Source organism: Mesorhizobium sp. M1396, assembly GCF_040317725.1.
Taxonomy (GTDB): Bacteria; Pseudomonadota; Alphaproteobacteria; order Rhizobiales; family Rhizobiaceae; genus Mesorhizobium.
On sequence record NZ_JAMYLA010000070.1, the window covers coordinates 16,740 to 28,886 of the forward strand.

At 62.2% G+C, this 12,147-nt stretch carries 11 protein-coding genes and 1 pseudogene; 5 read left to right on the plus strand and 7 right to left on the minus strand.

The window, feature by feature from the left end; all coding sequences use genetic code 11:
* Window positions 1–67: 67 nt before the first annotated feature.
* The gene (locus tag NKH02_RS30675) at window positions 68–1,009 is read left to right on the plus strand and encodes an amidohydrolase family protein (RefSeq protein WP_352883371.1); all 942 of its coding nucleotides are present in this window, start codon (window positions 68–70) and stop codon (window positions 1,007–1,009) included.
* Here NKH02_RS30675 and NKH02_RS30680 read toward each other — a convergent pair.
* The 4 genes from NKH02_RS30680 to NKH02_RS30695 are packed head-to-tail and all read right to left on the minus strand — an operon-like array spanning window position 983 to window position 5,493.
* Entirely contained in the window at window positions 983–1,954 is a 972-nt protein-coding gene (locus NKH02_RS30680; RefSeq protein WP_352883372.1) for an ABC transporter permease, read from the minus strand. The two genes, NKH02_RS30675 and NKH02_RS30680, sit on opposite strands and share 27 nt — an antisense overlap.
* Window positions 1,951–2,916, minus strand: coding sequence for an ABC transporter permease (locus tag NKH02_RS30685; RefSeq protein ID WP_352883373.1), 966 nt, complete (start codon window positions 2,914–2,916; stop codon window positions 1,951–1,953). The genes NKH02_RS30680 and NKH02_RS30685 overlap by 4 nt, the downstream gene beginning before the upstream one ends.
* Window positions 2,913–4,421 (minus strand): sugar ABC transporter ATP-binding protein, encoded by a 1,509-nt coding sequence (locus tag NKH02_RS30690; RefSeq protein ID WP_352883374.1) that lies wholly within the window; start codon window positions 4,419–4,421, stop codon window positions 2,913–2,915. The genes NKH02_RS30685 and NKH02_RS30690 overlap by 4 nt, the downstream gene beginning before the upstream one ends.
* A 19-nt stretch (window positions 4,422–4,440) precedes the next feature.
* Complete coding sequence (locus NKH02_RS30695) at window positions 4,441–5,493, minus strand: substrate-binding domain-containing protein (RefSeq protein ID WP_352883375.1); 1,053 nt, start codon at window positions 5,491–5,493, stop codon at window positions 4,441–4,443.
* Window positions 5,494–5,733: 240 nt separating this feature from the next.
* Between NKH02_RS30695 and NKH02_RS30700 the strand changes: the two genes are divergently transcribed.
* Window positions 5,734–6,534, plus strand: a complete 801-nt coding sequence (locus NKH02_RS30700) for an IclR family transcriptional regulator (RefSeq protein ID WP_352883376.1) — start codon at window positions 5,734–5,736, stop codon at window positions 6,532–6,534.
* A 278-nt stretch (window positions 6,535–6,812) separates the two neighbouring features.
* Here the strand turns inward: NKH02_RS30700 and NKH02_RS30705 are convergent, their stop codons facing one another.
* Window positions 6,813–7,409 (minus strand): response regulator transcription factor, encoded by a 597-nt coding sequence (locus NKH02_RS30705; protein ID WP_352883377.1) that lies wholly within the window; start codon window positions 7,407–7,409, stop codon window positions 6,813–6,815.
* Window positions 7,410–7,466: 57 nt separating this feature from the next.
* Complete coding sequence (locus NKH02_RS30710; protein ID WP_352883378.1) at window positions 7,467–8,177, minus strand: hypothetical protein; 711 nt, start codon at window positions 8,175–8,177, stop codon at window positions 7,467–7,469.
* A gap of 21 nt (window positions 8,178–8,198) precedes the next feature.
* Here NKH02_RS30710 and NKH02_RS30715 point away from each other — a divergent pair, with 21 nt between their 5' ends.
* A complete protein-coding gene (locus NKH02_RS30715; protein ID WP_352883381.1) occupies window positions 8,199–8,684 on the plus strand; it encodes a site-specific integrase in 486 nt (161 codons plus the stop codon).
* A 452-nt stretch (window positions 8,685–9,136) separates the two neighbouring features.
* Here NKH02_RS30715 and NKH02_RS30720 read toward each other — a convergent pair.
* Window positions 9,137–9,433 (minus strand): annotated as a pseudogene (locus NKH02_RS30720) (SOS response-associated peptidase family protein); the annotation flags it as partial.
* A 420-nt stretch (window positions 9,434–9,853) separates the two neighbouring features.
* Here NKH02_RS30720 and NKH02_RS30725 point away from each other — a divergent pair.
* Complete coding sequence (locus tag NKH02_RS30725) at window positions 9,854–10,807, plus strand: IS481 family transposase (RefSeq protein WP_352883379.1); 954 nt, start codon at window positions 9,854–9,856, stop codon at window positions 10,805–10,807.
* 440 nt (window positions 10,808–11,247) lie between these two features.
* On the plus strand, window positions 11,248–12,147 hold a 900-nt coding region (locus NKH02_RS30730; protein ID WP_352883380.1), incomplete at its 3' end, for a VCBS domain-containing protein.

Here is a 12,147-nt window from a genome sequence, read left to right on the forward strand (position 1 = left end):
GCCTTTCGCCGTCACGGAACCCAGCCGGGATCGATTGCCGATGCCGGTCACCGCATGAGAGAGACGCGTGCCAGAACCCTACTCCGGACCGATCATCGACGCCCATCATCATCTTTGGGATCTCGGCCTGGGACGGCATCCCTGGCTCGCCGACACGGCCGGCGAGCGCGGCGGCCTGGGCGCGCTTGGCCCGTTGCGCCAAGACTACCTTACGCAGGATTATGTGCGCGACGCCGGCAGGCACAATGTCGTCGCCACCGTGCATGTCGAAGCCGGCTGGGCGAGCGACGACTGCATCGGCGAGACGCGGTGGCTGGAGACACTCGACAAATCGCGGGGCGTCGCCGCGCGCTATGTCGTCCACGTGCCGCTCGCCGACCGCCAGGCGCGGGCTTTGATCGAGGCGCAGGCGGCCTTCGAACGTGTCGTCGGTGTGCGCGACATACTGAGTTGGGATCCGGACCCGGCCCGCCGCTTCGCGACCCGCGACGGCACCATGGACGATCCGGCTTGGCGCGCCGGCCTTGCCCTGCTTGGCCAATACAGGCTCGCCTTCGACCTGATGGTGTTTCCGCGCCAACTCGCCGACGCGGTGCGGCTTGCAGCCGCCTTCCCCGACCAGCAGTTCGTTCTCAATCACTGCGGCAGCCCGATCGATCGTGACGCTGAGGGAATGCGCAGATGGCGCGACGGTCTGCAGCTGTTGTCGGAGCACGACAACGTCGCCATCAAGATATCGGATCTGGTCGCCTACGATCATGACTGGACGCTCGACAGTTTGAAACCGGTCGTCCTGCATTGCATCGACTGTTTCGGCACCGGGCGCGCCATGTTCGGCAGCGACTTTCCGGTCGCCGGCCTGCATGCATCGTTCGACGACATATACGATGGCTTCAAAACCATAGCGGTGGACTTTTCCGCAGACGAACAGACGGCGCTGTTCTACGGCAACGCAAGGCGCATCTACCGGCTGGATGATGTGTCATCGGCGCGCCTGCTCCCGGCCTGAGAGAAGCAGCAGGCCCAGGATCAGCGAGCCGAACAGGATGCTGCGCCAACCGGGCGATGCGTTGACGACGGTGATCAGCGCGGTGATGGTGACCAGCAGGATGGCGCCCGGAATGGTGCCGGCATAGGTGCCGCGTCCGCCGAGGATCGAGGTGCCGCCGAGCACCACGGCGGCAATCGAGGCGAGCAGGTAGGGATCGCCGATCCCGACATAGCCTTGTCCGTTCATGCCGAGGACCAGCACGCCGGCAAGTCCCGAACAGAAGCCGCTGATGCCGTAGACCGTGAGCGTCGTGGATGTGACCGGAACCCCTGATAGTGCCGCGGCCAGCGGATTGGCGCCCATGGCGAAGATCCGGGCGCCGAGGGATGTCGCATGCATCGCCGTCAGCACGATGACGGAGACGACCACCCACAACAGCACGCCGGCCGGAATGCCGGCCGGCCGCGCATTGCCGAGCCAGTGCACCAGCGGGTTCTCGGCGGTCACCGCACTGCCGCCGGCGACGATGATCAGCAGACCTTGCAGGAATGTCGCCATGGCCAATGTCATGATCATCGGGTGGACGCGCAGCAGCGCGACGCCCAGCCCGTTGACCAGGCCAATTGCCGTCGTCAGTGCAAGAATGGCAAGGATGGCGGTGATGCCGGTCGGATCCGCCTGCCACGACAGCAGTGGCAGGCTGACGGCGCTGACCGTGACGATGGCCGCAACCGAAAGATCGATGCCGCCGGCGATCACCACGAAGGTCTGCCCCGCCGCAACCAGGCCGATGACGGCGCCGAGCTCGATCAGATAGCGCAAATGGCCGTAGGCGCCGAAGCCGCGCGAAACGAAGCTCGCCACGATCCAGACCGCGGCAACGATGGCAACGGTCAGGAACGGCCGGCTGCGCAGGACCGTCAAGGCGCGTCTGCCGCCCGCGCTTTCAATCCATGCCGTCATTGCTGCACCTTGCGGAATTGCGGGACGGCGACCGCGCCGATGATGATGAGGCCCTGGGCGACATACTGGGCGACCGGCGTGAAGCCGAGGAAGAACATGACGCTGATCATCAGGCTGAGCAGCAGGCTGCCGGCAAGCGCGCCGCGCATAGTGCCCTGTCCGCCAAGGAAGCCGATGCCGCCGAGCACGGCGGCGGCAATCGAATTCAGCGTAAAGGCGGCACCGATGACCGGATCGCCCGAACCCGTTTGCGCGGCGACGAACAGGCCGGCGCCCGTGGAGAGCAGACCGCTGATCGCATAGGCCGCGATGCGCGCGCCATCGACCGGCACGCCGGAGCGATAGGCGCCGACCGGATTCTCGCCGGCGGCATAGAGGCTCAAGCCAAGTGGCGTGGCGAGATAGAGTTTCCATAGCGCAACGATGAGCAGCAGGAGCGCGAATGCCGCCGGCGTGTTGCCGGCAAGCAGATCGGACAGCCACGCTGGAATGGCGCCGCCGGGCCGCGGCAGGATGAGCAGCGCCGCACCGCCGATGATGAAGGAACCGGCGAGCGTCACCACGATCGCCGGCAGGCGAAGCCGCACCACGATGAAGCCGGTCGTCGCCCCAATGCCGAGGCCGGTCAGCGCCACCGCGGCGGTGCCGCCGGCGACGCCCAGCGGCCCCGCCATCGTCGTCGCTGCGATGACCGCGCCCAGGCTGACCGTGGCGCCGATGGCCAGGCTGATGCCGCCGGAGAGCATCAGGATCGCCTGCGCCATGGCGACCAGCGCCAGCGGAAACCAGCTCTGGGTGAATTTGGCGAAGCCTGCAGCCGTGAAGAGGCCGGGAAAGAGGATGCCATAGGCGACGAGAAACACCAGGACGACGGCGAACAGGCTGCGCACGCCGACATTGCGGCGCAACTGGACCGGCCAGTAGAGCGCGCCGCTCTGGTTTGCGGAGGAAGGTGTGTTCATGCCGCAACCTTCCGCTGTCCGGCGCCCATGGCGGCGGAGACGATGGCTTCCTCGCTGAGCGCCCCGCGCGCCAGCATGGCGACGATGCGGCCTTCGCGGACCACGGCGACACGGTCGCAAAGATGCACCAGTTCGGGCGTGTCGGAGCTGAGCAGCACGATCGCCTTGCCGGCAGCAGCGAAGTTGCGAAGCATATGATAGATTTCACGCTTGGTTTCGACGTCGACGCCGCGCGTCGGATCGTTGAGAAGAAGCACGAGCGGGTCGTGCGGCATCCATTTCGCCAGCGCCACCTTCTGCTGATTGCCGCCCGACAGGGCCTGCGCCGACCGGTCGAGGTCGCCCTTGATGCCGAGCTGGGCGGCAAGACCTCTGGCGATTTCGCGCTCGGCGCGGCGGCTGCGCAGCTTCAGCGCCGGCACCCGCGCAAAGGCAGGCAGCATCATGTTGGTGATGATGGGATGGATCAGATGCAGGCCTTCACGCTTGCGGTCGGCCGGCACATAGGCCAGCCCGAGCGCGTTGGCCTTCGGCACGCCGCCTGGCAAACCTGAGGCACCGTTGACGGTCGCTGATGCCGTCCGCGCCGGAATGGCGCCGTAGAGGCCGAGCAGCAGATCCTCCTGCCCTTGCCCGACCAGGCCGCCGATGCCGAGCACCTCGCCTGTCCTGATATCGAGATCGACGTCACGCATCAGACCGGCTGAAAAATTGCGAACCGAGATGGCGTTGGCAGGCGAAGCTGAAGGCTGCCATCGCGGAAAGAGGTCACCCGGGTCGCGGCCGACCATCAGCCGCACCAGCCCGGCGGCATCGGTTCCTTCCAGGGTACGATCCGCCGTGCAGGTGCCGTCCTTCAGAACGGTGACATGCTGGCATAGCGACATGACTTCGTTCAGCCGATGCGAGATGTAGAGGATGGCGATGCCCTCGCCGCGAAGCCGCTTCAGCAGATCGGTCAGGATTTTCGTTTCGGTTGCCGAAAGTGACGAGGTGGGTTCATCAAGAATGAGCACGCGCGGCCGGCGGTAAAGTGCCTTGGCGATCTCCACCATCTGCCGGCGGCCGAGCGACAGATGTCCGACCGGCGTCGACAGTGGTTCGTGAAGGCCGACGAGGTCGCACGCGGCCTTGGCCCGGGCGGCGAGTTCGGGGTAGTCGACCAGGCCGAAACGGCGTGGATAGGCGCCAAGGCCAATGTTTTCGGCGATGGAAAGGCTGGCCGTCAGGCTGAGTTCCTGCTGGACGACGGCGATCCCGGCCTGTCGCGCAATGGCGGGAGTCATGCGTGAGACCGCGCGTCCATCGACCTCGATCGTCCCGCTATCCGGACGCAAGGCGCCGGACAAAAGGTTGATCAAGGTCGACTTTCCGGCACCGTTCTCGCCGAGCAGCGCATGCACGCGGCCCGGCTGGAGAGCGATGGAAACGTCGCGCAGGACGGGGTTGCCGAAGAAAGACTTCGACACCCCCCGCGCGGCAAGAAGCGGAGCCGTGATCTGCAATTTATGCGGCCTTTCCGGCTTACTTTTGAGCCAGCAGCTTCTTGAACAGTTCCTCATCGTAAGGCGAATAGATATAACCGTCAGCCGGGAAATCCTTCGCCCGGGCGAGGTATTCGTCGATGTTGGAATTGTCGATCACCGGCAGCGGGATCTTGACGAAAGCCGGCACATCCGTGCCTTCCAGCGCCTGGACGGCGGTGTAGGTGGCGAAGGCGCCGAGCCAGTTCGGCTGCATCGTCGCCCAGCTCTTCAAGCCTTTTTCCTTCCAGAGTTCGAGGAACTGACGGGCGTTCTCGCCGGTGATCGGCACCTGTTCGCGGCCCTGCTTGTCGAGGGCGAGCACGGCACCGGCCGACAGCGCGCCGCCGAGCGACAAGATGCCGTCGATCTCGGGGTTGGCGAAGAGCAGACTGGTTACGGCTTCCTGGGCAGGGGCGACATTGTAAGGCGTGTTGGTCTCGGCAAGGACCGTCACGTCGGGATGAGCCTTGAGCTCGGCGTCGGCGCCTTTGCGCCTGTCGTCGCTGACCGAGACGCCGGCCGGGCCGTTGAGGATCAGAATCTTGCCCTTGCCGCCGATGGCGTCGATCAGGAACTTGGCCGCCTGGTCGCCCCATTGGGAAGAATCGGTATTGACCTTGGCCGTGACCTGATCGGTATCGACGAGGCTGTCGAAGTTGATGATGGCGATGCCCTTGGCGCAGGCGTCGGCCAGCACACGGGCCGGCGCCGTCGACGAGCCGGCAATCAGGATGATGGCATCGACGTTGGAATCGATCATCGACTGGATCTGCTGGATCTGGACGTTGGCATCGCCCTGGGCGTCGGTCACGACGAGCTTGTCGACAAGACCCTGCTTCTTCAGGGTCTCGACTTCGGCTTCGATCGTACCTTGCGTCTGCTTCATCCAGGTCGGCACGGAATAGATGTTGGCCCAGCCGATCGTGTACGGCGCCTTGCGGTCGCCCTTGATGCAGTTGGCGGCGGCGTTGGCCTGCGAACCGGCGCCGAGGCTCAGCACGAGACCGAGGCAAAGGGCGCTGGCGGATGCGAAAAACGACGATTTCATCATGACTGTTCCCTTCAGAGGTTGTGGCTCGACGTGCGGAATCGGGACGAGGAAACCCATCGGTTGCCGAGCTCGGAAACCGTCTGTTCTCGTCGGGACTTTCTGCGTCAGGCTCGTTAGTTTGTCTGGTATTTCAGACATCCTGTCTGTATATCAGACAAATGGGATGCTAGACCGAGCCTTGACATCTTTCAAGTGTCTTGGGACGAGGACCGAAATGATTCTTGAATGGACGCGGCTGAGATGAGCGACGGGGCTACCGATCTGATCGAAAAGGCAGCCGGCGGGGAGCCGCGCAGTGGCGAACGACGACGCGGCATCGACCGCGTCATCATGCTGCTCGAGGCTTTGCTGCGGCACCGCGCGCCGATGCGCGTCGGCGACATGGCCAAGATGATCGGCGCACCGCGTTCGACCACCTACGAAATCGTCAACAGCCTGCTTGACGCCGAAATGCTCGAAAACGTCGGCGGTGAAGGCTACGTCTATTTCGGGCGCGCGATGCATCTGTTCGGCTGGGCCTATTCGCATCACAACGCCCACTACCGGCGCATCATCGAGACCCTGGACAGGCTGGCCGCGGAGACAGGCGAGACGGTGCAGCTGTGCGGTTTGCGCGGCAACAAATATATCGTTCTGGATTGCCGGGACTCGCCCGGCCCGTTCCGGATTTCAAGCGATGTCGGGGTCGAGGTGCCGATCCCGTGGACGGCATCGGGACGACTGCTGCTCGGCCACATGAACGAGGATGAGTTGAGAGACTTCATCCCCGCCGGCGACTACAGGCTTCCCGACGGCCGCATCATTGCGCCAGCCGAGTTCTTCGCCGATGTCGCCACGGCGCACCGCCAAGGTTACAGCGAGACCACCGCACTGGCCGACCGTTTCACCTGGTGCATGGCCGCGCCGATCCAGGACGGCCATGGCGCCATCAACAGGACCTTGTGTTTCGTGTTGCCTGTCGACACGCCTGAAGCGCGGCGCAGCGACCTGCTTGCGCTGTTGCGCGAGCGCGCCCGCGGATTGTCGCTGGCAGGAGGCTGACGATCAGCCGTCGCGCGTCTGGTCTTTCATGTGCTCGCGGCTACCAGGGGCCTCACATCTCAGCGTGAGTTTCCGTCATAAGCCTATCGAACACCCGCTTCAGAAGCTTCGTTCGCGCTTTCGCTGCGGCAATCGCGATAGAGTCTTCAATAGAAGTCTCAAGCACGCCGAAGGCTGTCCATCGGTGAAGGACGAGTGCAGGACGCGTCGGATCGCGAAATGTCAGCCTCGCACCAATCCAGACATACAAGTTGGTCGCCAGGAATTTGGCTCCGTTTCTATGCCTTCCGCTCAACCAGCATGTAGCCGACCCCGCGGACCGTCTGAATGTTGGCTGACGCATCTGGTCCGAGCTTGGCCCGGAGATAGCGAATGTACACCTCCACGATCTTAGTCCCGGGATCGAAGCTGTAGGACCAGACATTGTTGAGGATGCGCTGGCGGCTAACCACCTTTCCCGCATTAAGCATCAGGAAGTGCAGAAGGTCGAATTCACGGGTGAGGCGGATTTCCCTGCCGCCATCCGTCAAGCGGCGAGCGCTCGTGTCAAGGTTGAGGCCGCCGATTCGAAGCGACTGCTCCTCCCCTGTTCCCGGACGGCGTCGGCGCAGGGCCTCAATCCTGGCCACCAGTTCATCAAAGGCAAACGGTTTGGTCAGGTAATCATCGGCACCGCCCTTGAGCCCATCCACGCGATCCTGAATTGTCTCTTTGGCCGTCAGCATCAGGATGAGGACCGGCCACTCTTCCGATCGAACGATCCGGCACAGCTCAAGACCATCCAGGTAGGGGAGCAGGCGGTCCAGGATCACGAGATCGAACGGATCCGTGCGAATGAGGGCCAGTCCCTCGCGACCGTCCTCCGCGACACTCACGTGAAAGCCTTCTGCCTCCAGCCCTCGGCGAAGGAAATCGGAACACGCCGGTCGTCTTCAACGATCAGGATTCGAATCATCGGTGTGTTGTACCAGCGGGAGTTTGATTCTGAGGAGAGTTCCCGAAGGCTCAGTGCACACGAATTTACGCCAGAATACGACCCTTTTCGCCACGTTTCGATCTCTCAGTGCACACGGAGCGCACACGAAAAAATGGCCACCTACACAAAGCTCTCGTCCGGTTCCTGGCGGGTCCAAGTCCGTCGCAAAGGTCGCTATCTCAGCGAGACGTTCCTGCGCCGAGACGACGCACGGCGCTAGGCAACCGAAACCGACCGCCAAGTCGATCGCGGCGAGACGCCGACCAAGTCCCGTATAGCGCGCCTGAAAACCTTCGGCGAACTCATCGATCTTCATATCGACGACATGTGCGATGTAGGCAAGTCCCCTCGCCGCTCCAAGGCCGCAGCCCTCGATATGCTCCAAAGACATCTGGGGAAGTGCAACATCGCAGCCCTTGATCGCGAACGGCTCATTCGTTTTGGTCGCGACCGGGCCGACCAAGGCGCCGGACCGATGACTCTCGGTATCGACATCGGCTTTGTAAAACTCATTCTGGCTCATGCCGCTGCAGTTCACTGCCTGCCCGTCAAGGTCGAACCAGTCGATCTCGCGCGTATCGCCCTCAAGAGACTTGGCCTCGCTGGGAAAGGCCATCAGCGCGACAGGCGGCCGACGTAGGATGAACTCGACAGGCTCATCGGTCACTTCGATGCAAACGCTCGTCAAATTGCACCGGTTAGCCAGATCATACGTTTCGCCGTCGCAACCGCGATGCGCCAGGAGGAGATCTGCAAGGTGCGTTGGTCCGACCTGGAATCTCGCACGCGGATGCTTCTTATCCGTGACCGGAAAGACCCTCGGAACAAGAACGGCAACAATCAGCGTACACCGCTATTTGCCGCAACCGGATACGATGCATGGGCCATTGTCGAGGATCAGCGGGCAAAGCGTAGCAACGACGATGATCGCATTTTCCCATTCAATCATAGGTCAGTCGGCACCGCCTTCCGTCGGGGATGCACTGACCTGAGCATCCACGACCTACATTTTCATGATTTGCGGCACGAAGGAACGAGTCGGCTTTTCGAGGCCGGATTCACGATCGAACAAGTTGCGCTGGTAACTGGGCACAAGGACTGGAAAATGTTGAAGCGCTACACCCATCTGAAGCCGGAGGCTCTCCACGCGCTGTTGGCAGCGCGCGCCGCATAGATGTGAGTGTCAAAAGGTTCTTCACGATAGAACAAGTCGCTTTGGTCACGGAGCACAAGGATTGGAAGATGTTGCGTCGATATACGCATATCAAGCCGGAAACCCTGCACACGATCCGAGTTGCGAGGGCAGCCTAGTGAGAGGCGAGATCGAATACGGCCGCCGGATCGCTGGGCATAATAAAATCCACCAATGGTCTTAGGAATGCCAGCGTCACCAACCCGCATCAGCGTGGCGAAGTTGTCGGCGATGAACTTGCGTTGCTCGGAGAGGTTGGCTAGCTGTAAGCGGCTATCGCCTCGAGCGATACATTCAATGCGCTGGAAAAGGTCCTGCCCTTCTGCCAAATCGCCACGTAGTGATAGAGCGCGGACGGTTCCACTGGCCGTATTCCCAGGTGAAACGCCGCGTATTCACGCGCAATGATCTCATTGGTTATCGAAATGCCTAAGTCACGAGCTTTCGGGGCGAACTGTCTCCACCGAGAGCGATCCGCCTGGAAGCGGCCGCAGCAGTTCAGCCTCAGGCTTTGTCAGGTTGATCCAGGCCGCCCAATTCTCCGGCTGAAGGACCACAACCTGCCGATTGTGATACGGCGCGACATCCGGTCCGGGATCGGTCGTCAGCATGGTGAAGGTGGGCGGCTTGTTGCCGACTGCCTCACGCCAAAGCCCCGCGACAGCCATGAACGGCGAGCCGTTGAGCGTGAAGCGATGTTTCGCTTTCGGATATTTCGTGCCTGTGAACTCAGTTATGTGGACATGCAACATTTTTTTGACGCCTACGGTTGAGTGAGGTTCGCCGTGCGAAGCCATTCAAAACGAGCGCAGCACGGCGGACCTCATCCTGAGGAATTTCTGCTTTCGACACCTCTGCTGCCTTTGCGGCACACAACGGTAAGGCGCAGCTATGACCCTGATCTGCCCTTCATCAGCCTATTTAGCTGCCCGATAGCTGACATTCGCAGCAACCAGCGCTGATGACCCGATCCGGACATCGATCTGCGCGTCAATTCAGTGACAAACGCGCCATCGTCTGCGATGAAACGAGCCGGCAGCCGCCTATTCGACTTGGGGGCGCGCTAGCTGTGAGCTTTCAGAGGGTTGTCCATTCGGATCGGACCGAGGAGACTGGAGTTACCAAGCTGCAGCACTCACCGGAGGATCCGAATGAACATCCACAAGAATGCCCGTCTCACGCCTTTGCGTCGAGAGGAGATGGCGCTTTCGGTGATAGAAGGCGCTTTTTCCCAAGCCCATGCGGCGCGCGTCTACGGCGTGTCGGCCAAGATCGTGGCGCGTTGGGTCGAGCGCTATAAGGCCGAAGGGCGTGCCGGCATGGTCGACCGTTCCTCGCGGCCCGCCCATATGCCACAGGCCACCGCTGTGTCGATCGCCGAGCGCATCGTGGCGCTGCGGCGGCAACGTTGGACCGGCAAGCACATCGCCCATGAGGTCGGCGTCTCGCCCGCCACCGTCAGCCGGGTTCTCAAGCGTGCCGGACTGTCGCGGCTGAGCGACATCGAGCCGGCCGAACCGGTCCGTCGCTACGAGCGCGAGCATCCCGGCGAGATGATCCATATCGACATCAAGAAACTCGGCCGCTTCAGCCAGGTCGGCCATCGCATCACCGGCGATCCGCAAAAGGGCAAGTCCCGTGGCGCCGGCTGGGAGTTCGTCCATGTCTGCATCGACGACGCGTCCCGCATCGCCTTCTCGCAGATACTGCCCGACGAGAAAAAGGAGAGCGCCGTCGCCTTCCTCAAGGCGGCGGTCGCCTATTACGCCAGCCTCGGCGTTTCGATAGCCCGCGTCATGACCGACAACGGCTCCTGCTACAGATCGAAGGCCTTCGCCAAGGCCTGCCGCGATCTCGGCCTCAAGCATGTCAGGACAAGGCCCTATACGCCCAAGACCAACGGCAAGGCCGAGCGCTTCATCCAGACGGCGCTGCGCGAATGGGCCTACGCCATCGCCTACCCGACATCAAATCACCGCGCCGCCGAACTGCCTGTCTGCCTGCACAGATACAATTGGCATCGCGCACACGGCAGCCTAAAATCAAAACCACCCATCAGTCGCCTCGCCCTAACCGAGGACAACCTGTTGAGGCTCCACAGCTAGCTCATATAGGTCGCCGCGCGGATAGTCTCTCCGGCCGGATACTATGACCCCTGCGCGATGTTTGACTTCGGAAATTAACTGTTCCGCAAGTTGGACGTTGACGCTTCCTCTCCGGTAGAGTTAACAATCCCCTAATATAGCGTCGATCAAAATAGCTCTCGACAGGCAACAACGAGTTGGACGACGCTATTGGGGCTGGGGAAACACAGCGCGGCGATCGATGTCGCCGCAGCCATCACCATTGAGCCACCACCTGTCTGTGAACGGCCATGCTGATGCTGGCTGCTCGTAGGCGGTACGTTGGGCGGCTCCCTGGACGACGCTGACAATCCACTCCCTGCTGGAATTCGCCTGCCGATCGCACAACAATTTCGGCAGAAAGCAGTCAGTACGGTCGATAAACAGATGTTGGGCGTCTGTTCTTAAACATGGGGGTTGAAATGGCTACGCAGATCTCGGACGCTGGTGGAACCTCGACGTCGTTTTCCAATACGCCGCAGGCGAAGGATGACGTTTTCAATTACACCGAGGATAATGTCGTCATCGTTTCCGCGTCTCAGTCCATCATCCTGCTGGACGTGATGGTGAATGATCTGGGCGGAGCCTCGAAGACCCTCTATTCGGTGGACGACGGGACTTCCCTGTCGACTTCGACCAAGCAATACGCGCCGATCGACCTGACGACCGCGGATGTTCAAGCGACTGGCATCTCAGCCTGGGAAGACATCGGCGGCGGGGTCCGCATCCGCATCAACAACGGCAAGGTCGAGATGGACCTCGGCCAGTATCTGACGCAGCATGGCTTCTCCAGCCTGCAGGCGCTGGGCACGGGCGACCATATCAATGAGACCTTCACCTATGCGATCAAGCTCGGCAACGGAACGTTGAGCTGGGCCAGCGTATCCGTCAACATTCAGGGCACCAATGACGGAGCGACGATCACCGCGGCCACCGCAGGCGCCGACCAAGACGTGGTGGAGGCCGGTGGCGTCGCCAATGGCACGCTGAACGATCCCAACGCGCATGGACAGGTGATCCTTACCGACGTCGATGCCGGCCAGAACCATTTCCAGACCCCGCCAAGTCTTCAGGGCAGTTACGGAACCTTCGCCTTCGACACCTCGACCGGTGTATGGACCTACGCGCTGAACCAGGCGCTTACCGACCCGCTGACGCAAGGCCAGCATGTGACCGATACCCTCCATGTGACGTCGGCGGATGGAACCGCCAGCTACGATATCGTCGTCAATATTACCGGCACCAACGACGCCGCCGTGCTGTCGGCCGATGTCGCCAACCTGACCGAAGCCAACGCGGCGGCGGCGATCTCGACCTCCGGC

Coding starts and splice junctions, on each gene's coding strand:
- NKH02_RS30680 (WP_352883372.1), bottom strand. CDS start 1,954: ATGACGGCATGGATTGAAAGCGCGGGCGGCAGACGCGCCTTGACGGTC.
- NKH02_RS30685 (WP_352883373.1), bottom strand. CDS start 2,916: ATGAACACACCTTCCTCCGCAAACCAGAGCGGCGCGCTCTACTGGCCG.
- NKH02_RS30695 (WP_352883375.1), bottom strand. CDS start 5,493: ATGATGAAATCGTCGTTTTTCGCATCCGCCAGCGCCCTTTGCCTCGGT.
- NKH02_RS30700 (WP_352883376.1), top strand. CDS start 5,734: ATGAGCGACGGGGCTACCGATCTGATCGAAAAGGCAGCCGGCGGGGAG.
- NKH02_RS30725 (WP_352883379.1), top strand. CDS start 9,854: ATGAACATCCACAAGAATGCCCGTCTCACGCCTTTGCGTCGAGAGGAG.